Annotated in this window: 23 protein-coding genes and 1 tRNA gene; 12 read left to right on the forward strand and 12 right to left on the reverse strand. The window is 60.0% G+C overall.

Going from position 1 to position 21,474, the window contains the following annotated elements; genetic code table 11:
• The 4 genes from VGP39_RS08720 to VGP39_RS08735 form a co-directional block, all read right to left on the reverse strand.
• The coding region (locus VGP39_RS08720) for a 23S rRNA (pseudouridine(1915)-N(3))-methyltransferase RlmH (RefSeq protein ID WP_327567704.1) at positions 1-304 on the reverse strand (304 nt) is incomplete at its 3' end.
• 47 nt (positions 305-351) lie between these two features.
• A complete protein-coding gene (rsfS, locus tag VGP39_RS08725) occupies positions 352-708 on the reverse strand; it encodes a ribosome silencing factor (RefSeq protein WP_327567729.1) in 357 nt (118 codons plus the stop codon).
• A 169-nt stretch (positions 709-877) separates the two neighbouring features.
• The gene (locus tag VGP39_RS08730) at positions 878-1,465 is read right to left on the reverse strand and encodes a nicotinate-nucleotide adenylyltransferase (protein WP_327567730.1); all 588 of its coding nucleotides are present in this window, start codon (positions 1,463-1,465) and stop codon (positions 878-880) included.
• A gap of 143 nt (positions 1,466-1,608) precedes the next feature.
• Positions 1,609-2,901, reverse strand: coding sequence for a glutamate-5-semialdehyde dehydrogenase (locus VGP39_RS08735; protein ID WP_327567705.1), 1,293 nt, complete (start codon positions 2,899-2,901; stop codon positions 1,609-1,611).
• Between the two features lie 162 nt (positions 2,902-3,063).
• Between VGP39_RS08735 and VGP39_RS08740 the strand changes: the two genes are divergently transcribed.
• Positions 3,064-3,354 (forward strand): type II toxin-antitoxin system ParD family antitoxin, encoded by a 291-nt coding sequence (locus VGP39_RS08740; RefSeq protein ID WP_327567706.1) that lies wholly within the window; start codon positions 3,064-3,066, stop codon positions 3,352-3,354.
• A complete protein-coding gene (locus tag VGP39_RS08745; RefSeq protein ID WP_327567707.1) occupies positions 3,347-3,640 on the forward strand; it encodes a type II toxin-antitoxin system RelE/ParE family toxin in 294 nt (97 codons plus the stop codon). The genes VGP39_RS08740 and VGP39_RS08745 overlap by 8 nt, the downstream gene beginning before the upstream one ends.
• Before the next feature lie 2 nt (positions 3,641-3,642).
• On the opposite strand, the gene proB is transcribed toward VGP39_RS08745, so the two are convergent.
• Together proB and VGP39_RS08755 are read right to left on the reverse strand one after the other, a co-directional pair.
• Complete coding sequence (gene proB, locus VGP39_RS08750) at positions 3,643-4,773, reverse strand: glutamate 5-kinase (protein ID WP_327567731.1); 1,131 nt, start codon at positions 4,771-4,773, stop codon at positions 3,643-3,645.
• Between the two features lie 233 nt (positions 4,774-5,006).
• Positions 5,007-5,375 (reverse strand): VOC family protein, encoded by a 369-nt coding sequence (locus VGP39_RS08755; RefSeq protein WP_327567708.1) that lies wholly within the window; start codon positions 5,373-5,375, stop codon positions 5,007-5,009.
• 168 nt (positions 5,376-5,543) lie between these two features.
• Here VGP39_RS08755 and VGP39_RS08760 point away from each other — a divergent pair, with 168 nt between their 5' ends.
• Entirely contained in the window at positions 5,544-6,473 is a 930-nt protein-coding gene (locus VGP39_RS08760) for a Bug family tripartite tricarboxylate transporter substrate binding protein (RefSeq protein ID WP_327567709.1), read from the forward strand.
• Between the two features lie 223 nt (positions 6,474-6,696).
• Here the strand turns inward: VGP39_RS08760 and VGP39_RS08765 are convergent, their stop codons facing one another.
• Both VGP39_RS08765 and obgE read right to left on the reverse strand, forming a co-directional pair.
• Positions 6,697-8,331: an alkaline phosphatase family protein gene (locus VGP39_RS08765; RefSeq protein ID WP_327567710.1), complete on the reverse strand. Its 1,635-nt coding sequence runs from the start codon at positions 8,329-8,331 to the stop codon at positions 6,697-6,699.
• A 99-nt stretch (positions 8,332-8,430) separates the two neighbouring features.
• Entirely contained in the window at positions 8,431-9,480 is a 1,050-nt protein-coding gene (gene obgE / locus VGP39_RS08770) for a GTPase ObgE (RefSeq protein WP_327567711.1), read from the reverse strand.
• Positions 9,481-9,703: 223 nt separating this feature from the next.
• On the opposite strand from obgE, the gene VGP39_RS08775 reads away from it, so the two are divergent.
• Entirely contained in the window at positions 9,704-10,621 is a 918-nt protein-coding gene (locus VGP39_RS08775; RefSeq protein ID WP_327567712.1) for a DMT family transporter, read from the forward strand.
• Between the two features lie 664 nt (positions 10,622-11,285).
• Here VGP39_RS08775 and VGP39_RS08780 read toward each other — a convergent pair.
• The 3 genes from VGP39_RS08780 to rplU all read right to left on the reverse strand — a co-directional run bounded on the left by VGP39_RS08780 (position 11,286) and on the right by rplU (position 12,865).
• Positions 11,286-11,888 (reverse strand): GNAT family N-acetyltransferase, encoded by a 603-nt coding sequence (locus VGP39_RS08780; protein WP_327567713.1) that lies wholly within the window; start codon positions 11,886-11,888, stop codon positions 11,286-11,288.
• A gap of 143 nt (positions 11,889-12,031) precedes the next feature.
• On the reverse strand, positions 12,032-12,304 hold the full coding sequence (gene rpmA, locus VGP39_RS08785; RefSeq protein ID WP_327567714.1) for a 50S ribosomal protein L27: 273 nt from the start codon (positions 12,302-12,304) through the stop codon (positions 12,032-12,034).
• A gap of 69 nt (positions 12,305-12,373) precedes the next feature.
• Complete coding sequence (gene rplU, locus VGP39_RS08790; protein ID WP_327567715.1) at positions 12,374-12,865, reverse strand: 50S ribosomal protein L21; 492 nt, start codon at positions 12,863-12,865, stop codon at positions 12,374-12,376.
• Positions 12,866-13,174: 309 nt separating this feature from the next.
• Between rplU and VGP39_RS08795 the strand changes: the two genes are divergently transcribed.
• From VGP39_RS08795 to VGP39_RS08805, 4 genes are all read left to right on the forward strand, one after another.
• A complete protein-coding gene (locus tag VGP39_RS08795; protein ID WP_327567716.1) occupies positions 13,175-14,269 on the forward strand; it encodes an ROK family protein in 1,095 nt (364 codons plus the stop codon).
• 414 nt (positions 14,270-14,683) lie between these two features.
• Positions 14,684-14,773, forward strand: a tRNA-Ser gene (locus VGP39_RS08800).
• 93 nt (positions 14,774-14,866) lie between these two features.
• Positions 14,867-15,157 (forward strand): EAL domain-containing protein, encoded by a 291-nt coding sequence (locus tag VGP39_RS28135; protein WP_414644606.1) that lies wholly within the window; start codon positions 14,867-14,869, stop codon positions 15,155-15,157.
• Positions 15,060-15,659 carry an EAL domain-containing protein gene (locus VGP39_RS08805; RefSeq protein ID WP_327567717.1) on the forward strand — a complete coding sequence of 200 codons (600 nt, stop codon included), beginning with the start codon at positions 15,060-15,062 and terminating at the stop codon, positions 15,657-15,659. Before VGP39_RS28135 ends, VGP39_RS08805 begins: the two co-directional genes overlap by 98 nt.
• A 208-nt stretch (positions 15,660-15,867) precedes the next feature.
• Here VGP39_RS08805 and VGP39_RS08810 read toward each other — a convergent pair whose 3' ends face one another.
• Positions 15,868-16,581, reverse strand: coding sequence for a LuxR family transcriptional regulator (locus VGP39_RS08810; RefSeq protein ID WP_327567718.1), 714 nt, complete (start codon positions 16,579-16,581; stop codon positions 15,868-15,870).
• A 1,391-nt stretch (positions 16,582-17,972) separates the two neighbouring features.
• Here VGP39_RS08810 and VGP39_RS08815 point away from each other — a divergent pair.
• The 4 genes from VGP39_RS08815 to VGP39_RS08830 all read left to right on the forward strand — a co-directional run bounded on the left by VGP39_RS08815 (position 17,973) and on the right by VGP39_RS08830 (position 21,447).
• The gene (locus tag VGP39_RS08815) at positions 17,973-18,602 is read left to right on the forward strand and encodes an urea carboxylase-associated family protein (RefSeq protein ID WP_327567719.1); all 630 of its coding nucleotides are present in this window, start codon (positions 17,973-17,975) and stop codon (positions 18,600-18,602) included.
• Between the two features lie 60 nt (positions 18,603-18,662).
• A complete protein-coding gene (locus tag VGP39_RS08820) occupies positions 18,663-19,673 on the forward strand; it encodes an ABC transporter substrate-binding protein (RefSeq protein WP_327567720.1) in 1,011 nt (336 codons plus the stop codon).
• Positions 19,674-19,813: 140 nt separating this feature from the next.
• Positions 19,814-20,611: an ABC transporter permease gene (locus VGP39_RS08825; protein WP_327567721.1), complete on the forward strand. Its 798-nt coding sequence runs from the start codon at positions 19,814-19,816 to the stop codon at positions 20,609-20,611.
• The gene (locus VGP39_RS08830; RefSeq protein WP_327567722.1) at positions 20,608-21,447 is read left to right on the forward strand and encodes an ABC transporter ATP-binding protein; all 840 of its coding nucleotides are present in this window, start codon (positions 20,608-20,610) and stop codon (positions 21,445-21,447) included. The genes VGP39_RS08825 and VGP39_RS08830 overlap by 4 nt, the downstream gene beginning before the upstream one ends.
• Positions 21,448-21,474: the final 27 nt, after the last annotated feature.

A 21,474-nucleotide genomic window follows, 5' to 3' on the forward strand; every position in this document is an offset into this window, starting at 1 on the left:
TGGCGACCGACTCATCCCGCCAGCGCCCAAGATGCCGCGCAAACGTCGCGCTGTCGATGCTCTCGCCGCGTCCATCGAGCGCTACCAGAACGGATTTTTCCGGGATTTGCGCAGAAATCGCCGCGGCTTCCTCGTTTATGCGGGTAGCGCTGTCCCGTGCGCGGCTTTCCGGAATTTCATGAATCGCAAGGCCGCGAAAGCCGAGCTTGCGGCCCAGTTCGCCAAATCGTGCGCGATAGCGTTCGGCAAGTTCCCGCTCCGGGCCCTGCTTGAGGCGGCCGACTGCAATGACGATGAGGCGCATACGCGCAGGCTAGCATGCGCCCGGCCGATTCTCATCGGCCTTCGAACCTAGAGCGTCTTCGCCGCCGTCGGGCTTTGCGTCCACAACCTTTCCAGGTTGTAGAATTCGCGGACCTCGGGTCTGAACACGTGCACGATCACGTCGCCGGAATCGATCAGCACCCAGTCGCAATTGGGCAAGCCCTCGACATGGATGCTTTTGATGCCGGTCTCTTTAAGACCCTTCGTGACGTTCTCCGCGATCGCGCCGACGTGCCGGTTGGCCCGGCCCGAGGTGACGACCATGTAATCGGAGAAGGCGGATTTGCCACGAAGATCGATGGTGACCGTTTCTTCCGCCTTCATATCGTCGAGGCGGGAGAGGATCAGGTTCAGGGTTTTGTCGGCGTCAGGCTGCGCCTGCAAAACCACGGCTGGTGTCGATGTTTTACGCTTGGGTAAAACAGACTTGGACAATACAGATGTGGCCAGGGACCATTCCTTTCACTGTATCGCGAACGCCGAATCCCGGCGCCCGATGACTATACTAGGCATGTGGGGTTAACGGTTTCAATATTCCAGTGATGCGGCCGATTCACTTCTTGCGTTGTGTTGCCCAACTGCCATCCGGGTTCCGAAGACCGGTCGATGACAAGGTAGATTTCATGCCGGTCAGAAACACCCAGGCCGGAGCGCGGCGGTCGGCGAGCCTGCCGGCACAGCTTTCCGGAATGCGATACCGCCCGAGCGCCAGCGCGGCGGGCGCGGCCAGCGCGCGAAAGCTTTGCGGTGGACGATCGATCACCGCCATCGGCACCTCGGATGCGATGCGCCGCCAGTTTTCCCAGCGATGGAATTGCGCGAGATTGTCGGCGCCCATGATCCAGACCAGGCGCAGGCCGGAGCAGCGGCGGCGCAGATAGGTGATGGTATCCACAGTGTAGCGGGTCCCGATGACGGATTCGAGACAACTCACATCGATGCGCGGATCGTCGGCCATTTTGCGCGCGGCGGCGGCGCGCTGTTCGAGGTCGCGCAAGGCGCCCTGCTCTTTGAGCGGATTGCCCGGGGTGACCAGCCACCACACGTGGTCGAGTTCCAGCCGCTTGATCGCGAACCGGCTGACCGCGCGATGCGCGGCATGGGGCGGATTGAATGAACCGCCGAGCAGGCCGATGCGCATGCCATCGGTATGAAACGGGATTCCATGGGAGGATGAGGCGGACCGCGCCGCGGCTTTCAAATCGGTCACCGCGTGCGCAAGCATGCTTGACGCGTTTTCTTCACGCGAACCGGTTGCCACTCCGCTTGAAAACGCTATGGCCTTCACGGCCGGGTCTGTCCGGTGCCATGAATGCGATACTTGAAGCTGGTCAGTTGCTCGGCGCCGACCGGACCGCGGGCGTGGAATTTGCCCGTCGCGATTCCAATCTCCGCGCCAAAACCGAATTCTCCGCCATCGGCGAATTGCGTCGAAGCGTTATGCAGCACGATCGCCGAATCGACTTCGTTTAGAAATTTTTGCGCGGTACTTGCGTTTTCCGTCACGATCGCATCGGTGTGCTGCGAGCCGTGTCGGCGGATGTGCGCGATGGCCTCATCGACCCCGCCGACCACTTTTGCCGCGATGATGGCGTCTTCATACTCGGTGTCCCAATCCTCGTCCGACGCCGGTTTTACCCGCGAGTCGACGCGCTGCACGGCGTCGTCGCCGCGCACCTCGCAGCCGGCGTCGATCAGCATCTCGACCAATGGCTTCAAATTCGCCGCCACGCCGGCGCGATCGATCAGCAGGGTTTCGGCGGCGCCGCAGACGCCTGGGCGCCGCATCTTTGCGTTCAGCACAATCGACTTGGCCATTTCGAGATTGGCGGCGTGGTCGACATAGACGTGGTTGACGCCTTCCAGATGCGCGAACACCGGCACCCGTGCTTCGGCCTCGACGCGCGCGACCAGGCTTTTGCCCCCGCGCGGTACGATGACGTCGATGGCGCCGTTGAGGCCGCCGAGCAGCAGCCCGACCGCGGCGCGGTCGCGGGTCGGTACCAGCGTGATCGCGGCCTCCGGCAGGCCCGCTTCGCGCAAACCCTGCGCCAGGCAGTCATGAATCGCACGGCAGGATCGAAAACTGTCGGAGCCGCCGCGCAGGATCACGGCGTTGCCGGATTTCAGGCACAGCACGCCGGCGTCCGCCGCGACGTTGGGTCGGCTCTCGAAAATCACCGCGACGACGCCAAGCGGCACCCGCACGCGCTCGATGGTCATGCCGTTGGGACGCTGCCAGCGCTCGGTGATGACGCCGACGGGATCGGGAATATCGCGCACGGTACGGATGCCGTCGGCCAGCGCATCGACGCGCCCGGGCGTCAGGGTCAGCCGGTCGATGAAGGCCGTGGTCGCGCCGCCGGCGTGGGCTTCGGCGACGTCCTCGGCATTGGCCGCAAGGATCGCCGCCGCATTGGCGCGGATGACGCGCTCCATCGCGTCGAGCGCGCGATTCTTCTGCTCCGGCGAGGCAAGCGACAGTATTCGCGCGGCGGATCGCGCGCGGGCGGCGAGGTCGGTCATCAGGGCCGGCAAGTCGGTTGAGCTGTCGACTGCTATGAGGGAAGCCGTCATGTTGGGTCCATTTTCAACTTGTAGCCCGATATAGCCCACAAATCAGTCGTTTACGAGGGCGTAACTGGTCGAACTCCACCAGAAGACGAATCCGGACCCTACGTTTGCAATCGGTTGTTAGTAGCACTAAGTATTACTTTATGCGGTAATCCGGAGATGACCATGGCAACCAGCTACAGCATCGGCAAGCACTTCGAAGAGTTCATCGCGAGCTTGATTGCCAGCGGCCGCTACTCGACCGCAAGCGAGATCATCCGCGATGGGCTTCGGATCATTGAGGAACGCGAACAGCGCCGTGAAGCCAAACTGGAATGGTTGCGCGCCGAAATACAAAAGGGGTTGGACAGCGGACCGCCGCGAGAATTCGATCCGAAGACACTTGCCGAGGAGGTCAAGGCGCGGGGGCGTCGACGGCTTGCTGCAGCCAAACTTGCGACGGAGAAGAATGACTAGGCGCCATATCAGGCCGGATGCAGAAGATGATCTGGATTCGATCTGGCTCTTCATCGCTGAGGACAGTCCAAGAGCAGCCGATGCTACGATCGACCGCCTAACGGAGACGTTCGATATGCTGCTGACATTGCCTCAAGCAGGTCGTACGCGCCCCGAGTTTGGCAAGAACGTTCGCAGTTTTGCAGTCGATAATTTTGTGATCTATTACATTAAGGTGCCAGAGGGCATCGATATATTCCGCGTCATACATGGCCGACGAGATTTCCACCCGGACGATGTGGAATAACCTCACCCCCTTGCTGCGCCAATCACCAGATCGTCGCGGTGGATCATCTCTGCCCGCCCGCTGACGCCGAGAATCTGCGCGGCATCGGAAGACGAGCGGCCCTTGATCTTGTCGGCGTCCTCGGCATCATAGGCGACAAGGCCGCGGCCGATTTCATGGGTATCCGGACCGCGCACCACCACCGCGTCGCCGCGGGCGAACTGCCCGTCGACCCGGATCACGCCCGCCGGCAACAGGCTTTTGCCCGCGCGCAACGCGGTCACCGCGCCGGCGTCGATGGTCAGCGTGCCCTTCGGCTCCAGCGATCCTGCAATCCAGCGTTTTCGCGCGGTGACGGGATTGGCCGGCGTCAAGAACCAGGTGCAGCGTCCGCCTTGCGTGATGGCCTGCAGCGGATGCTCGATCTTGCCCGACGCGATCAGCATGTGCGTGCCGGCTGAGGTTGCGATCTTCGCCGCCTCGATCTTGGTGAACATGCCGCCGCGCGACAACTCGGATTCGGCGGCGCCCGCCATCGCTTCGATCTCGGCGGTGACGGATTCGACAAACGGAATCAGTTTCGCACCCGGATTGGAAGCCGGCGGCGCATCGTACAGGCCGTCGATGTCCGACAGCAGGATCAGCAGGTCGGCGCTCGCCATCGTCGCGACCCTTGCCGCGAGACGATCATTGTCGCCGTAGCGGATTTCGTTGGTGGCGACGGTGTCGTTCTCGTTGATGACCGGCACCGCGCGCCATTCCAGCAGTTTCGCGATGGTGGAGCGCGCGTTGAGATAGCGGCGGCGCTCCTCGGTGTCCTGCAGCGTCACCAGGATCTGTCCGGCGCCGATGCCGTGATGCCCCAGCACCTCCGACCAGATTCGCGCCAGCGCGATCTGGCCGACGGCGGCGGCGGCCTGACTTTCCTCCAGCTTCAAGGTGCCGCGCGGCAATTTCAGGCGGCTGCGTCCGAGCGCGATCGAGCCCGATGACACGACCAGCAATTCGCGGCCTTCGCCGTGCAGGTTTGCGAGATCGGCGGCCAGTGCGGCCAGCCATGACGCCCGCACTTCGCCGGCGTCGGAATCGATCAGCAGCGACGAGCCGACCTTGACGACGATGCGGCGGAAATTTTTCAGCTCGGGGCGAAATATCGTCATTGCGATCCAACGGGTCGGCGCCAACGGGTCGCGCGAATGCGCCCCCAATGACAGGCTCCGCGCCGCCCGATGACAGGCTCCGCGAAGCAATCCAGAGGCAAGGGAAGAGCTGGATTGCTTCGTCGCTTACGCTCCTCGCAATGACGGCTCGTTGAGTTTGCTCGCTGCCATCATAGGACATTTCGATCCAAAGCCAAACGCTCCGGACAAGCGCTCTGCACGCTGCCTCAGCCCATCACGAAGGCGTTGAGCTTGTTGCCTTCCGGGTCGCGGAAGTATGCGGCGTAGAAATTCGGCATGCGCTGTCCGGGAGGGCCCTCGCAGCTGCCGCCCAGCGACAACGCGAGCTCGTGGACGCGATCGACCTGCGCCTTGTCCTTTGCGCCGAATGCAGCCATGACGCCGTTGCCGACCGTCATGGGCTTTCCATCATAGGGGAGCGCAACGCCAAATCCTGCGCCGCTGCCCGGGCCGCCCCATGCGATCAAGCGGTCGTTTTCCATGAACCGCCCCATGCCCAGTTCGGCACAAATCTTGTCGTAGAAGACGGCGGCCTTCTTGAGATCATTGGTGCCCAGCGTAACGTAACCGATCATCGATTTACCTCCCTGCGCTATTCTGCAATCATACCGTTTTGCAGCAGGACGACTGCCGGTGCAAGCTGGTCATTTCAATTGGCGCCGTGGTCTGGTGTAATACGCCGGATCATTCGTGCGAGAGTACAGAGAATGGACCGCCGAAGTTTCATTGCCGGATGCGTCGGCATGTCGTTGACCGCGAAAGCAGGCGATGCGCTCGGCCAGGCCGGTCCGCTGACCAGGATCATCTTTCCCTTCGCGGCCGGCGGTAGCGGAGACGCGCTGTGCCGGGTGGTGGCTCAACATCTCGGCCCGTCGCTCGATCGCAACGTCATCGTCGAAAACCGCACCGGCGGCGATGGGCTGATCGGGATCAAATCCGTCAAGAGCGCCGCCCCCGACGGATCCACGATTCTCGTGACCACCGGCCCGACCATGTATCTGCTGCCCATGACGGAGGTGACGCCGAGCTTCGATACCGCGAGGGATTTTGTGCCGGTCTCGCTGCTGGCCCGCTTCGAATTCGCCGTCGTTGCCAGTCCTGCCATCGCCGGGGACTTCGCGCAATTCGTGGCGTGGCTCAAGGCCAATCCGGGCAAGGCCACCTTCGGCGTGCCGAGCAGTGGCACCATTCCGCATTTTATCGGATCGCGGCTTGAGCAAGTGCTGGGGACGCCGATGACGCGGGTGGCCTATCGCGGCAGCGCGCCGATTGTGAACGACCTTCTCGGCGGCCATCTTCCCTTCGGTATCACCACGGTTGCCGATGTGGCGGCCCAGCACCGCGCCGGCGGCGTCAGGATTCTTGCGGTGAGCAGTGCTGCGCGCTCGCCGTTTTTGCCCGACGTGCCGACCCTGAAGGACGGCGGCGTCGATCTGGTGGCTGACGCCTGGTACGGCACGTGGCTGCCGGCCGGCAGCCCGCCGGAGTTTGTCCGGCAATTGAGTACCGCCGCCGTCGCGGCCCTCGCCAAACCCGAGGTGCGCGAAAAACTGTTGGCGATCGGCCTGATCCCGGTCGGCACGACGCCGGAAGCTCTCACCGCGGAGCTGGCTGCCAACACCGCGTTCTGGCAACCGATCGTCAAGGCGACGGGATACAAGATTACGAATTGACCCGAGCCACACACTCAACCGTCATCCTGAGAGCTTGTGAATCTATTGATTTTTGCGTTTTCCGACATGAGTCAAATCAAAGACTTAGGACCCGCAGAAACGTCGAAACTCGAATAGATTCACAAACTCTGAGGAGCGGCGCTCTTGCGCGGCGTCTCGAAGGATAGACGCATGCACCGCGCTTGTTGCCATCCTTCGAGGCTCGCCGAAGACGGCGAGCACCTCAGGATGACGGCAGCGTTCCGATCCTCTCGCGGATCGCGGCGAGCTCTGCCTCGTCCCAGATGCCGATCAGGATGCCGGCTTTGACCTGAAGCTGGTTGTCCGCATAGCCGGCGATCTTCGCATTGCTGGTGGTGATGTGGTTCTTCGGATGCAGCGCCCAGTCGAATAGCGCGGCCTGCAGCCGCGCGATCACGTCGGCGCAGGACGGATCGTCGCCGCGATCGGAAAACTCCTGCGGGTCGCTGTGCAGGTCGTATAGCATGGGGCGGAAACCCGACGCGTGGATGTATTTCCAGCGTCCGTCGAACACCATGAACAGGCGGCATTGCTCGATCGGTTGGTTCAGCTTCAGCCGCACGTCCTGCATCGAATAGTCGTATTCCGAGAACGCCACCTTGCGCCAATCCGCAGGCTGCTCGCCGCGCAGCAGCGGCATCAGCGAGCGTCCTTCGAGAATATGATCCGGCGGCGTGCCGCCGAAATATTCGATGAAGGTCGGCGCGAGATCGATCGCTTCGACCAGCGCATCGCTGACGGTGCCTCGTGTGCTATCCGCGGCCTTCGACGGGTCGATCACGATCAGCGGGATTTTGGCGGATTGATCGTGAAACAGATCCTTCTCGCCCATCCAGTGATCGCCGAGATAATCGCCATGGTCCGACGTGAACACGATCATGGTGGTGTCGAGCAGGCCGCGCGCCTGCAAGAACTGCATCAGCACGCCCATCTGATCGTCGATCTGCTTGATCAGCCCCATATAGGCCGGGATCACCTTTTCCCGCGCCTCGTCGCGCGCCATGTTCCTGGAGTAGCGCATGTCCATATAAGCGGCGAACACCGGATGCGCCTCCTGCCGTTCCTTCTGCGAGCGGATCGCCGGCTGCACGTCGCCGGGGCCGTACATGCTGGCGTAGGGTTCGGGCGCAATATAAGGCCAGTGCGGTTTGATATAGGATAGATGCAGGCACCACGGCCGTCCGTCCTGCTCCGCCTCCGCGATAAAATCCATCGCGCGGCGGGTCATGTACGGCGTCTCGGAATGCTCTTCCGGAACGCGCGCGGCCTTGTCGGCATGCACCAGCAGCCAGCCGTTCTGCAGCGTGCCGTCTTCGTCCGCGCCGGAATTGGCCCATTGTTCCCAGGGATTGACGGCGTCGTATCCGCGTTCGCGTAGGTACTCATCGTAGCGTGGCCGCGGCCGCCCCGTAGGATGCAGCCCGTCGTCGCGCTCATAGGGCTCGAAGCCGCATTGCGACACATGCACGCCGATGATGGAATCCGCCGCGATCCCGAGGTTTTTCAGGCCTTCGAGGTCCGGCGCCATATGGGTCTTGCCGACCAGCACGTTACGCACGCCGATGTTGGCGAGATGATCGCCGAGCGTCGGTTCGCCGACGCGCAGCGGCCAGCCGTTCCAGTGCGAGCCGTGCGAGCGCATGTAGCGGCCGGTATAGGAGCACATCCGCGACGGACCGCAGATCGGCGATTGCACATAGGCGTTGGAGAAGCGCACGCCGCGCGCCGCCATCGCGTCGATGTTGGGTGTTTTCAGGGTCGGGTGTCCCGTACATCCGAGATAATCGTAGCGAAGCTGGTCGCACATGATCCAGATGACGTTGTTCGGGCGCGGCATGAGGGCACTTCGGTGATTTCGACGCGCCGATGCTGCGATATCGAAATGGCGATTACAAGCTCACTTGTTCACCTCTCCCTGCAGGGAGAGGTGACGCGCCTAGCCCGTCTGCGGCGTCCACGGCTCGGCCTGCGCCGCGCCTTTTGCCTTGACCGACACCGGCGCCTCGCCGATCACCTCGACCAGCGCGCGCAAGGCGTCCTTCACTCCGGCGCCGGTCACGCCCGACATCAGCAGCGGCGTTTTCTTGGCGGCGCGCTTGAGCCGGTCCTTCTGCTTTTTCAGTTCGTCCGGCGGCACCGCGTCGATCTTGTTCAGCGCGACGATCTCGATCTTGTCGGCGAGGTTCCCTTCATAAGCCTCGAGCTCGCCGCGCACCGTCTTGTACGCCTTGCCGGCGTGTTCGCAGGTCGCATCGACCAGATGCAGCAATACGCGGCAGCGCTCGACATGGCCGAGGAAACGATCGCCGAGGCCGGCGCCTTCATGCGCGCCCTCGATCAGGCCCGGAATATCCGCCAGCACGAATTCGCGGCCTTCCGAATTCACCACGCCGAGCTGCGGATGCAGCGTGGTGAAGGGGTAGTCGGCGATCTTCGGTTTTGCCGCGCTGACCACCGAGAGGAAGGTCGACTTGCCGGCGTTGGGAAGTCCGACGAGTCCGGCGTCGGCGATCAGCTTCAGCCGCAGCCAGATCCAGCGCTCCTCGCCTTCCTGGCCCGGATTGGCGTTGCGCGGCGCGCGGTTGGTGGAGGATTTGAAATGCGCGTTGCCGAAACCGCCATTGCCGCCCTCGGCCAGCACGAATCGCTCGCCGAGGCTGATGAAATCATGGATCAGCGTCTCCCGGTCCTCGTCGAAGATTTGCGTGCCGACCGGCACCTTGAGCACGATGGCCTTGCCGTTGGCGCCATGGCGGTCCTTGCCCATGCCGTTGGTGCCCTTCGGCGCCTTGAAGTGCTGCTGATAGCGGTAATCGATCAGCGTGTTGAGCCCGTCGGCGACCTCGACGATGACATCGCCGCCGCGCCCGCCATTGCCGCCGCTGGGTCCGCCGAACTCGATATACTTCTCGCGCCGGAACGCCACGCAGCCGTTGCCGCCGTCGCCGGAGCGGATATAGACCTTGGCTTCATCGAGGAATTTCATGAGGTATAGGTAGTGCGGCGGTGGGGGCGGGGCAACCTTTTAAGCCCCGCCATTGTTCTGCTATGCAAACAGCACACCGTCATCCTGAGGTGCTCGCCCTTCTTCAGGGCGAGCCTCGAAGGATGGCCATGGGTGCGGTGCTTGTGGCCGTCCTTCGAGACGCCGCGCAAGCGCGCGGCTCCTCAGGATGACGGCTGAATGTGGGGCGCGACCAAGGAATCACGTGAGCATCCTCTCCAGAATCTCCACCGCCACCGACGAACGTTCCGCCCGCCTCGCCGGCATCGCGCTGATGCTCGCGGGCGTCTGCATGTTCTCGTTCGGCGATGCGCTGGGCAAGGTGCTGGTGGCGAGCTATCCGGTCAGCGAATTGCTGCTGCTGCGCGCGGCGGTGCCGCTGGCGATCCTGCTGCTGCTGATCTGGCGGCAGCGCGCGAGCTTGCCGCGGCTGGAGCGGCCGGGGTTGCAGCTGCTGCGCATGGTGCTCTCGACCGCGGAAGTGGCCGCGTTCTTCGTGGCGGTGGTGTATCTGCCGCTGGCCGATGTCATCACCTATTACCTGGCGTGTCCGATTTTCGTCACCGCATTGTCCGCGATCATTTTGCGCGAAAAAGTCGGCTGGCGGCGCTGGAGTGCGGTAGTGGTCGGCTTTTGCGGCGTGCTGATCGCGCTCCAGCCGTCGGCGCAGACCGTGTCATGGCCGGCGCTGATCGCGCTGGCGGGGAGTTTTTGCTTCGCGGTGCTGATGATCGTCACCCGCTCGCTGCGCGCGACGCCGGATATCGTGCTGGCCGCGACGCAATTCGCCGGCACGTTTAGCGTCGGCGCGGTGCTCGCTCCGTTTGTGTGGGTGACGCCCGGTTTGCCGGATTTCAGCCTGTTCCTCCTGGCGGGATGCATTTCGATCGTGGCGCTGCTCTGCACCAACCGATCCTTGAAACTCGCGCCGGCGAGCGTCGTGGTGCCGTATCAATATTCGATGATCGTGTGGGCGGTGATGTTCGGCTACGTGGTGTTTGGCGACGTGCCGTCGGTGGCGACGATTGTGGGAGCGGCGATCATCATCGGCGCCGGACTTTATATTTTCATCCGCGAGCAGCAATTGGGGCGCGGCGAGACGACGGTTAATCCGCCGGTGTGAGCACGGAGCAGCATCAAACACCGTCGTCGTCCCCGCCTTCGCCTGCGCGGGGACCACAGTCTTTTTTGGGTTGACAATCCTATTTTCCAGAATATAGTCATGGGGAATGTAATCGTCCGGAGCGGGTGATCGCCGCTTCGGTTGATTGGCTGGTGACCAACGGTGGAGCGCCGGGAGGCGCTGCGCCCTACGTTACTGGGCGCGCGCGGTTCACCTTGCCGCGCGAGGTGGGTACGTTAATCCCGCCTCAAAGGGTGCCCGCTGGTGCCCTGGCGCCTCCCGCCGCTCCACCCCCTCGCTTGGGTTCGCGAGGGACTGGCAAACCTCGGACGCATCGCGCCGCGAGAATGCAAAGGCTTGGCTGTTTGAAAAGGCTTGGCTGTTTGAATCGATGAATCAGAAATTTACGAAGCGTCGACACAAATTCAGCGTGTCCCCGCGAAGGCGCTAGGGCATGCACAGATCTGCCAGGAGTCTTGGCCAGCACACACTGCCCTCATCCTGAGGAGCGGCCTCTTGGCGCGTCTCGAAGGATCGGCCACAAGCGCCCTGGGGCCATCCTTCGAGACGCCGCGCAAGCGCGCGGCTCCTCAGGATGAGGGCTTAATACGTGGCTTGAAAAGATATGCATGCCCTAGCGCTTCGCGGGGACGACGAGTTGTTGTCACCGCTCCCGTTTCGTCGAGCTGCCCCAGTTCTTCAGCGACGACCACACGCCGCGGCTCAGCCTGAAGCGGTCGACCGGCGTCGATGATCCCAGCGCTTCGAAGCGGTGCAGTTCGACGCCGCTCCACTGGAAGCCGCATTTCTCCAGGATGTTGCGCGAGGACGGATTGGTCACCCGCGCGCCGGAGACGAGGTGCTCGATGTCGAACTCCTCGAAGGTGAAATCGATCACCGCGCGCGCCGCCTCGGTGCCAAAGCCTTGGCCCCAATACTCCACGCCGAGCCAGTAGCCGAGCTCGGGCGCTTTCGGCTCGCGCCAGTCAACGCCGACCACGCCTACGGCTGCGCGGTCGCACTCGATCAGGAAAACCGTGTTGCGAATCTCGTCCGCCAGCGAACGCACGAATTCCACGGCATGCTCCTGCGCATAGGGATGCGGCACCCGGCGAAGATTGATGGAAACGCGAAGATCGTTGGCGAGATGGGCAATGGCTTTTACGTCCGCGAGGGTCGGCCTGCGCAGCAGCAGCCGTTCGGTCTCGAGGACGAAAGGTCTTGCTTCGTGCAATGTGGGCGTCGGTGTCGGGACGTCCTGCAACATGTCGGGCTCCTTGCGGGATGCTTCTTGTAAGCAACGATTTTTACGCAACAAAAAAGGGAGGCCGGTTTCCCGCCTCCCCTTTGGAGCCCTTTTTGGACTCCGCCGGTTCAACAGGACCCGGCGGACTCCATTTGGTCCGCCGTTTACTCGGCCGCGGCTTCCGTCATCGGGAGTACCGACACGAAAGTGCGGCCGCCAGCTTTTGCACGAAACTCGACATGACCCTCGACCTTGGCGAACAGGGTATGGTCGGTGCCCATGCCGACATTAAGGCCGGGATGCCACGTGGTGCCGCGCTGGCGCGCAATGATGTTACCGGGAATCACGTGCTCGCCGCCGTAGGCCTTGATCCCGAGCCGCTTGCCCGCCGAATCACGCCCGTTACGCGATGAACCGCCTGCTTTTTTGTGAGCCATAGCCCCTCTCCAACTTCCACTAATTCTTAGATCAATTCCTTGACGGAATCATTTCACTTTTTATCACGCTTACTTTTTGTCGGTCTTCTTCGCCGCGGGCGTGGCGCGCGGCTTTGCCGCAGCCTTGGCAGCCGGCTTCTTGGCGGGCGCCTTTTTCTTCGCGGGCGCCGGCGCGTCGTCCTCGCCATCCACCGACGCAGCCACGACCGGCTTTTCGCGCTTCGGGCGCGCGCCGATAGTCGGCTTGTTGTCGTTGGTCAGGATCTCGGTGATGCGCAGCACCGTGATCTCGTCGCGATAGCCGCGCTTGCGACGCGAATTCTTGCGGCGGCGCTTCTTGAACGAAATGATCTTCGGCCCGCGCTTGTGCTGCAGCACTTCGGCCGCCACGGAAGCGCCGGCTACCATTGGCGCGCCCAGCACCGGCGTTTCACCGCCGACCAGCAGCACTTCGCCAAGCTGCACGATCGTGCCGACATCGCCGGCGATCTTGCCTATCTCGAGCACATCATCCGGAACGACGCGATATTGCCGGCCGCCGGTTTTGATGACTGCGAACATCGTTTTATTCCTTCGTGTTCGATCCCGGCCTTGGATCGCTCCGGGCCGGCTTTTTGGTCAGTCGTTATGGGTTCAATCTTTGCGCAGAGCACAAAAACAAACAGCGCGAGAAAAATCCCGCGCCGGGTTGGCGGACTTATAGCTGTTGGAGGCCCGGAGTCAAGGCAAACAGGCACGAAAACCGGCCAAAAAGCAAGGATTTGGCGGATTTTGGCCGTGGCGAGGGTGCCCGCAGCCTGCGGCATCGGCCCATGAAACCAATGGGTTCCCTCGCCGTTGTCCCGCCGACTCCAGCGGGCAAGGGCAAAAATGGCTGACGAACTCGTAACCACCACCGGCATCGCCCGGCATGGCGCGACCCGCCTGCCGTCGGTTGATGTCGATAGCTTCAATATCGAGCTGAAAGACGACGACGGTTTTCTCGGCGACCGCGCCAGCAAAGGTGCGTTTCGAAGGATTCTGGATGGTTTACGAAAACCGCTGCGCGGCAATGGCGACGATCCGTTCGGCAAGAAAGCTTCCGAGAATCTGGCCAAGAGCGCACTGGATGAAGCCCTGATGGGCGACGACGTCGCCGCCGCAGCCCTGGTGCATGGCGCGATCGAGGAATTCGCCCAGGAGCTGGCCTTTGTCACCCGGCGCTTCCTCAAGAGCAAGGCGTGGGCCGATACCGAGCGCATCGTGGTCGGCGGCGGTTTTCGGCAGAGCCGGGTCGGCGAACTCGCGATCGCGCGTACCGACATCATTTTAAAATCCGAAGACTTCAAGATCGACCTGGTGCCGATCCGCTTCGATCCCGACGATGCCGGCCTGATCGGCTGCCTGCATCTTGCGCCGTCATGGATTTTCGAGGCCCATGACAGCATCGTGGCGGTCGACATCGGCGGCACCAACATCCGCTGCGGCGTGGTGGAGACGCGTTGGAAGAAGGCAAAGGACCTGTCGAAAGCGGCGGTGTGGAAATCCGAACTGTGGCGCCACGCCGACGACGAGCCGACGCGCGAGGGCGCGGTGAAGCGCTTGGTCAAGATGCTGAAGGACCTGATCACCGCGGCCGACGCAGAAGGCCTGAAGCTCGCGCCCTTCATCGGAATTTCCTGTCCTGGCGTAATCGACGCCGACGGCTCGATCGAAAAGGGCGCCCAGAACCTGCCGGGCAATTGGGAGAGCAGCAAGTTCAACCTGCCGGCAAGCCTCGTCGAGGCGATCCCCACCATCGGCGATCACGACACCGCGGTGCTGATGCACAATGACGGCGTCGTGCAGGGCCTTTCCGAAGTGCCGTTCATGCAGGACGTCGACCGCTGGGGCGTGCTGACCATCGGCACGGGATTGGGCAATGCGCGGTTCACCAACCGCAAGAAAGAGAAGAACGGCAAGGGTGAGAAGAAAGGGAAGGAGTAAGGTTCTCGCGCGCGGTGCTGCTTCGCAGAACCGGGACCCGGCTTTAGCCCGTCGCATAGTAATCGGGCCCCGGCTCTGCAGCGCGCCACGCCGTGAAGAACGGCGCGCTGCGCTGCGTCCGGGGCACGAGACCTACGCCAAATCCCGCTCCAGCGGACGCAGTGCGGCATTCTTCATGCCGCTCCGCAGAGCCGGACCGTAACGAACATCGGCCTCTGTACGGCCCGGCTCTGCAGCGCACCGCTTCGCGAAGAGCCATAGCGCGTCGAAGACACGCGTAAACGCGCTTGTGGCGCTGCGCTGCGTCCGGGGCCCGGACCGCCCGAATTTCCTCAGCCCGCGCCTTGTCTGGCCCGCCATCCTCGCCTAGAACTCCGCCCGACCGAGGGCGGCAAGCCGCCCATCGTGGCGCCTGGAGAGGTGGCAGAGTGGTCGATCGCACCGCACTCGAAATGCGGCATAGGTGCAAGCCTATCGGGGGTTCGAATCCCTCCCTCTCCGCCAAAAAGCACGCGAAACGCAAAAATTCAAATTGTGCCGATGGAATAGACGTTCGACCAGCATGCGTGCGAGCGCGCGATCCTCGGCCGGGACCTTATGGCCGCGATCCATGGTGCCGGCCTCTCCTTGCATTACCAACCCCAAGTCGAGATTGAAACTGGGCGTATCGTCGGACTGGAAGCCTTGGTGCGCTGGAACCATTTCCAGCGTGGTCCCATATCGCCTGCAGTGTTCATTCCCGTCGCAGAGAAAACCGGGTCAATCGTCGAACTGGGGAAATGGCTATTCGATGAAGGTTTGCCGTCAGACTCGGGTCTGGCAGGACGGAGGCATCGATCCGCCCTTGGTCGCGATCAACGTGTCGGCAATCCAGTGCAAGCGGCCTGAGTTTGAGCAGGATATCGTCGCGAGTCTCGCCCGATGGCAAATCGCGCCCGAACGGATCAAGCTTGAACTAACGGAATCAACGCTGATGGAGGCCACCCAACATCATTGTGATATCATTGCACGCTTGCGCGCGCTCGGACTGAAACTTGCGATCGACGATTTCGGCACCGGCTATTCATCACTCTCCTACCTTACCAACTTTCCGGTTGACCGGATCAAGATCGCGCAGGAGCTAATCTTCCAATGCACCACGGAAATCCGGCACGCCAGGGTGGATCGCGCTGCCATACGTTTGGCCGAAGAACTGGATACGGATTTGATTGCGGAAGGCGTCGAAAATGCCGAGCAGGCGCGGTTCCTGTTGTCGGCTGGCTGTGAATTCGCGCAAGGCTATTTCTTCAGTCGCCCTCTTGACGCCGCACAGGCTACCACTTTGCTGCGCGAAAGCTTCATTAGCCCACTCGTGCTTCCCGAAAACCCAAAGACGCTAGTGGTCGACTGAGGTTGGTGAAAAAGACAGGGCTTGCAAGTTGAGACGTCGCTGCAGCACCAGGCTTTTTTATAAGCAATCGGCGCCATTGCGCTTAGTACTTTGACATCCCTTACTCCGCCCGATTGTTTGGCGAAAACGAGCTGGAAGGCGTCCTTGCGATCTGCGCGAGCACAACCATAATGGAATAGAGACCTCTCCTATAGTACCGTGAGAAATCCTAAAGTTCGATAAGTCTCGCACGATGGGCAATAATAACCGCTTGGGTGCGTGTCTTCGCCGAAAGTTTTTGCATTGCCTCCCCGACGTGCCATTCGACGGTTCGTTTTGAAATTCGAAGTATTTCGCCAATCTCATCGGCGCATTTCCCGCATGCAATCCATTTCAATACTTCCTTTTCCCGCTCCGTGAGGCTTACTTTTGGCTTGGCGATCCCGGAAACCTGTTGAGCTTTATCAAAGGAATACAAAGCCAGCAGGTGCAGCAGCTGAGTTGATCGGAACTCCAAATAGACATCCCTGCCGCCCATCCAGACGTCGCCAATGATGCCACAAGAATCAGGAACAGGAACGACCAGCCCATTGCTGATCGAGAAATCCGCAGCGCGCTGAACGACTTCTAGCACCTCAGGTTCGAGCACTGGATCGAACGGAGCATCTTGATACCTGAACGGATGCACCACGGAGTGACACTGACGCAATGAGGGGTCATGGTGAGCGAAGCCTTGCTGGATATACAGGTCCAGCCAGCCACTCGGCAGATGATTGACCAACATCACATCCTTGAAGCTTTGGTTGGGCTTTGGCAGAAAATTAAGCGAGAAGTATTCTACGCCCAGTCCGTTCAGCGTTCGCTTCAATGCCGCAACTAAGCTCGGTCCCGACGTGACTGCAGTCAGCTTGTCGAGAAAGTCTATTATTTCATTGGTAATCATGTTGCATCCGTCGAGCTGTCGCGCGAAAGGCGTGACAGCATTCCCAGCTTAACCTTTTGGAATTCGACGCAGAGGGCCTTCTTCAGGATTCCCATCATGCTTCTTATGAATCTTTTAGAACGTAGCAAGCCCAAAATACAAGTTGAAAGCATTGGCGACTGGACGAAGTGAAAGTGGTTCTAAGTACCACGTGTTTCTACGGGTGCCTTGCCCGGGGCAATGGGTTACAAAATCTCGCTCTCGCATAGCGGCGCCATGATTTGTAAGGTTCCAAGACTCAAAAGCGGCGTTGATCTTCCAACCAGCGATGGGAATGAAAGAATGGCGGCGATCTAAACGCTAAGATAGAATATTATTTCGCTGAACGGATAGATACGTTTCCTGAGATGGCCGCTTCTTGGCGGTCAAAGAATATCGCGAACTCAAGGTCCCGTTTCATGAAATGAACCGGCACCCAAAATGCGGCATGGCCTGACAACGTTGCTGTCTACACTGCGTCGGGGAATCCAGCAAAGCGGCTTGATCCCTCTCTTGTCCCCCAGCATGTGGACGCGGCCTATGAGATCGCCACAGATTTCGGTCGAGAACCTCAGTTGGGATAGGAGGTGGTCGGCCAGCACGACGAAGACTCCACGGAAAATCCAACCAGATCGGTGAAGCGCGACTTCCCCAAGCCAACCAAATACGCCTTCATGATCCAAACTCGTTGAACGTTCTTGGATCGAATGCCCCTGGCTGCGAACGCCTCCAGTAGCAGATTGCAACAATTCCGTGCGCGAAGGCGAGGAAGGACCCTGCGCTTGAGATTGCGGCCGTCTATCGCATCTATGAGCAAAAGTTAGAACGGGCATCTGCCCGCGAGAAGAATCTCACTGTTATCGCCTATGCACACACCCATCAGGATGCGGCTTTCCAGAGCTCCTCGGATCGCACCAGTCCGATGATCGCGCCCCGCCACCCCGCGATCATCGTCTAACTTAGCGCGCGGGCCGATCCCGCCCGATCGTCTTGGTATGAAACACACGATGCTCACTCTTCACCGGGGCGCTCGCACATTTCTAGTCGGACGCAGACTAGGTCTGAGAACACCGTCTCCGGTCGCTCCGGAGTTCTGCTTCACGGTCTTTATCAGTACCAATTTCTGAACGGTGGATCATTCGAGGATCATTTTGTGCGATTTAACCGCTGCTTGCAGTGCGTCATTTAGACCCAGTGCGAATATTTGGCCGATGATCAAATGTAGAAAACATAATTTATACAGTAGCTTGTGTTGTAATTGCATAATGTGGCGAGGGTTAGTCCTAAAAAGTTGACAGTCCCGTTCCCATCTGCGACCAAACAATCACCTTTCACCCTCGCGGGACAAGGCGAACGCAAAGCTGGAAAGAGCGATGAAACAAGAAGTGCCTTCGGGATATGCAGTTGTCAGTGACACCCTGGTCCCCGCAGCGGGACATTTTGCGCACGAGCTTCGGCGTGACGACGTATTGCGTATTGTGAATGTCGAAGGAGAGCAGGTTGCAGATCTTGTTTTGTTTAATCTCAAAAGGCTGCAGGAGAAATTGTCCCCGCCGAACTCACTGCTGCTGAACAAAGGAATTTTTCCGGGAGCCGGCTACGGCCTGTTCTCGGATGAGGCCAACTTGATGATGACGATAGTGGCCGATACCAGCAAGGGCGTGCATGACATGATCGCCGGCGCCTGCTCAAGTTTTACGAACGAAGTTCGTTATCAGGAGAAAAACACTCACAATTGCAGAGATAATTTTGCTTCTGCGGGAGCTCCTTGGGGGCTTTCCTGGAAGGATATGCCGTATCCAATGAACGTTTTCATGAACTGCCCGATCGGCGACAACGGCGCTTTCGGTATTGAAAAGCCGGTCGTGAAGGCTGGTGAATACATAGAGTTCAAGGTGGAAATGGATTTACTCGCAATTTTCTCGAACTGTCCGCAAACGCGCAATCCATGCAACAATTTCAAGATCAAGCCGTTGCAGGCCGTCGTCTACCGGCGAAAGTAATCTCGGTAACCGTTTTAGCCTTGAACGACACGCATCTCGACATGCGGCAGCGGAGCGACAATGATGAAATCGAATAAGGGCGGCACGCTAAACGTCTGGACCAGATTTGCCCTAATCATTCCGTTCGTTCTGCTGGGAGCCGGAGCCGAAGCGCAAGACGTGCAAGCCGACAAGAAAAGTGCAGCCAAAGGTCCCGACCAAGTCACCTATGGTGCATTGCGCGGAGGCGTCACATCGGTTCTCGTGCCTCAGCGATTGGCCGACGACAAGGCTCTACAACAAAAATACGGGCTCGACGTCAAGGTTCGAATCTTTGCGAATACGCAAGATCTCTACCCAGCAATGGTTAGAGGTGACTATAACGCAACATTTGTTCCTGCCTCGAGCCTCGCAACACAAGCCGTGCAGGGTATTCCCGTCCAAGTGATCGCAACTGCCGAGCCGGATAAATCCGTTGTACTACTCGGCAAAGGCGACAAGATTGTCTCTGCTGATCAGTTGCGCGGAAGGCGCATTACAGCTCTCGCTGCCGCGGGCGTATGGTTGTCGATGCAAGCGCAGATCGATCAGCATTTCGGTTTGAAGGCGAAAATGGACTACGAGGTTGTCTCCGTCAATAACCTCGGATCAGGTGCGGCTCAAGTGGTTGCCGGCACAGCGGACTATGCCTTGGCTTGGGAGCCGTTTACGACGGCTTCTATGGTGCGAATGCCAGGCCTTCATGTTGTTTTGTCTGCAGATGAACTGAAGAAGTATAAATCCTGGCGGCTTGTTATCGGCGTTCACGGCAATATGCCCGACGACGTTAAGATCAGACAGACACGGGCGCTTGCCGAGGCAGCCGCGTGGCTTCAGAAGAACCCAGCTCAGGCCGATAAGGATTATCGCGAACTGATCCAGCTGGAGGCGGGAATAATCGAAAAGGTGTTAAGCGGAACTACTAATCCCATCGACATACATCCGCTCACCGCGGAAGACGTCGGCGCGCTTCACGACGACTTGCAGCTAGTAGTTGATCAGGGCGGCCTTAAATCGCTGCCCGACAAGAAAAGCTTTTATTACTATCGCTGACCCGCAATTCGCCGCCTGGAGCGGAAGGCAACCCAGTAGAGCATGCCGTGTCAAGCGACCCCGAGAATTTTTACAAAACACGGGACACAACTCGCGCGTCCGCCGAAGCCGCCATGTCGTCCCCACGCTCGGGGCGGACGATGGACCGAATTGCGAAGCGCTTTGGTTTAGGCATCCCGGGCCGAGTTCTCGGACGCAATCGCGGAACGCTTGTAGTCGTTATTGTCTTTCTCGCGCTTGTCGAGTTCGCAAGCTTGTTTCTGCCGCCCTATCTTTTTCCCGATGTGGTGGCGATCGTCAGGGCCTTGTATACCATACTGACGACCGATTTGAGCGATATATCCATCACCATCGCGCGGTTTGCAGTCGCGCTGGTTCTCGCGATCATGGTCGGCTGGTCCATCGGACTTTTCATGGGAGCCTTCCGGACAGCGGTCGGGCAATTCATGCTTCCGGCTTTGAACATTATTCAGGCGGTCCCTGCTCTGTCATGGATATTGGTCTCGGTGCTGTGGATTTCGAGTGTGGAAATACGCATCATTCTAATATGTTTCATTATCGGGATGCCTTTTTTTGCACTGAACGTGTACGAGGGGCTGCGCGATATCGACGGCGACCTGGTGAAAGCCATCAACCAATTTCGCCCGACGCGACTTCAGATCATTAGAATTTTGCTCATCCCGCAATCGTTCGTCTATTTGCTTTTGTCAGTACGCAGCGCTGCTTCGCTGTGTCTGAGAATTTTGGTTTTCGCCGAGATGATCGGGGCAACCTCGGGCGTAGGTGAGCGGATGGCCCACGCGTTGGCCAACTTCCGAATGGATCAGATTTTTGCATGGACCGTCATTCTTATTTTCGTGGGCTTTGGCGTTAGCCGGATAAGCGCTGCCGCGGAGTGGTGGCTGCTAAGCTGGCGCGAGGAGGCTGTAGTCCGATGACGGGAACAGGCGAGGATCAGGATGTCATCCGGGTAGAGGACGTTACAGTCCAGTTTGGCGAAACGGTCGCCATTCACAAACTCAACTTCTCGGTCAAAGAGGGCGAGCGAGTGGCGATCCTCGGAAGCACCGGGTCCGGAAAATCTACGTTGTTGAACCTGCTCATTGGTAGTCGCACGCCGACGTCCGGCTCGGTGATGGTTACCGGCCTTGATCCCTACGCGCAGCACAAACAGCTTCAAGGTCGTATAGGGATGGCTTTCCAATCCCCTAATCTGTTGCCGTGGTTTACGTCCTTGGACAATGCCCGGGTGGGCCTGAACATCATGGGTCACGGGAAAGAGCAGAGCAAACAAGTCGCGCGCAAATGGCTGGCACGCGTACATTTGAACGGTGTTGAGGATCTTTATCCGAGCCAGCTCTCGGGTGGAATGCGCCAACGCGTCTCCTTGGCGCGCGCATTCGCGATCGAACCAAGGGTGCTCATGCTGGATGAAAGCTTTTCTGCCTTGGATGAAGTTACGGCCTGGGCACTCCGAAAGGATTTCCGAGACCTTTGCCAGGAGCGCGGCGCCACCGCGCTACTCGTGACGCATAATATCGAGGAAGCCTTCTTTCTCGGCACGCGTGTACTTGTGTTCGGCTCGCCGGCACAAATCCTCGCTGAATACAAAACGAGCGATTACGCCGCTCCCGAGGCCTTTAGATCGGTTCGTGACGAGATTCATAAATTGATGAATCCGCGAAATGCAGCGGGGCAGCCGCCGTTGAGCGCACCAGATATCCCGGAACGTCGGGATCAATCGCCTCAAGAAGTTCGGCGACGGCCCTCCTGACGGCCACGCAGCGCTTCAAGATCAGAA

This window comes from Bradyrhizobium sp. (genome assembly GCF_036009065.1).
Lineage (GTDB): Bacteria > Pseudomonadota > Alphaproteobacteria > Rhizobiales > Xanthobacteraceae > Bradyrhizobium.

What these genes read in the sequence shown, in the direction of transcription:
- VGP39_RS08765 (WP_327567710.1), bottom strand. Translation starts at nt 8,331, where the DNA reads ATGCCGCGCCCGAACAACGTCATCTGGATCATGTGCGACCAGCTTCGC.
- VGP39_RS08735 (WP_327567705.1), bottom strand. Translation starts at nt 2,901, where the DNA reads ATGACGGCTTCCCTCATAGCAGTCGACAGCTCAACCGACTTGCCGGCC.
- VGP39_RS08755 (WP_327567708.1), bottom strand. Translation starts at nt 5,375, where the DNA reads ATGATCGGTTACGTTACGCTGGGCACCAATGATCTCAAGAAGGCCGCC.
- VGP39_RS28135 (WP_414644606.1), top strand. Translation starts at nt 14,867, where the DNA reads ATGGCCGCGATCCATGGTGCCGGCCTCTCCTTGCATTACCAACCCCAA.
- VGP39_RS08805 (WP_327567717.1), top strand. Translation starts at nt 15,060, where the DNA reads ATGAAGGTTTGCCGTCAGACTCGGGTCTGGCAGGACGGAGGCATCGAT.
- VGP39_RS08815 (WP_327567719.1), top strand. Translation starts at nt 17,973, where the DNA reads ATGAAACAAGAAGTGCCTTCGGGATATGCAGTTGTCAGTGACACCCTG.
- VGP39_RS08830 (WP_327567722.1), top strand. Translation starts at nt 20,608, where the DNA reads ATGACGGGAACAGGCGAGGATCAGGATGTCATCCGGGTAGAGGACGTT.
- VGP39_RS08730 (WP_327567730.1), bottom strand. Translation starts at nt 1,465, where the DNA reads ATGCGCATCGGCCTGCTCGGCGGTTCATTCAATCCGCCCCATGCCGCG.
- VGP39_RS08760 (WP_327567709.1), top strand. Translation starts at nt 5,544, where the DNA reads ATGTCGTTGACCGCGAAAGCAGGCGATGCGCTCGGCCAGGCCGGTCCG.
- VGP39_RS08820 (WP_327567720.1), top strand. Translation starts at nt 18,663, where the DNA reads ATGATGAAATCGAATAAGGGCGGCACGCTAAACGTCTGGACCAGATTT.
- rplU (WP_327567715.1), bottom strand. Translation starts at nt 12,865, where the DNA reads ATGTTCGCAGTCATCAAAACCGGCGGCCGGCAATATCGCGTCGTTCCG.
- VGP39_RS08745 (WP_327567707.1), top strand. Translation starts at nt 3,347, where the DNA reads ATGACTAGGCGCCATATCAGGCCGGATGCAGAAGATGATCTGGATTCG.
- VGP39_RS08780 (WP_327567713.1), bottom strand. Translation starts at nt 11,888, where the DNA reads ATGTTGCAGGACGTCCCGACACCGACGCCCACATTGCACGAAGCAAGA.
- VGP39_RS08810 (WP_327567718.1), bottom strand. Translation starts at nt 16,581, where the DNA reads ATGATTACCAATGAAATAATAGACTTTCTCGACAAGCTGACTGCAGTC.
- rpmA (WP_327567714.1), bottom strand. Translation starts at nt 12,304, where the DNA reads ATGGCTCACAAAAAAGCAGGCGGTTCATCGCGTAACGGGCGTGATTCG.
- VGP39_RS08825 (WP_327567721.1), top strand. Translation starts at nt 19,814, where the DNA reads ATGGACCGAATTGCGAAGCGCTTTGGTTTAGGCATCCCGGGCCGAGTT.
- VGP39_RS08740 (WP_327567706.1), top strand. Translation starts at nt 3,064, where the DNA reads ATGGCAACCAGCTACAGCATCGGCAAGCACTTCGAAGAGTTCATCGCG.
- obgE (WP_327567711.1), bottom strand. Translation starts at nt 9,480, where the DNA reads ATGAAATTCCTCGATGAAGCCAAGGTCTATATCCGCTCCGGCGACGGC.
- VGP39_RS08795 (WP_327567716.1), top strand. Translation starts at nt 13,175, where the DNA reads ATGGCTGACGAACTCGTAACCACCACCGGCATCGCCCGGCATGGCGCG.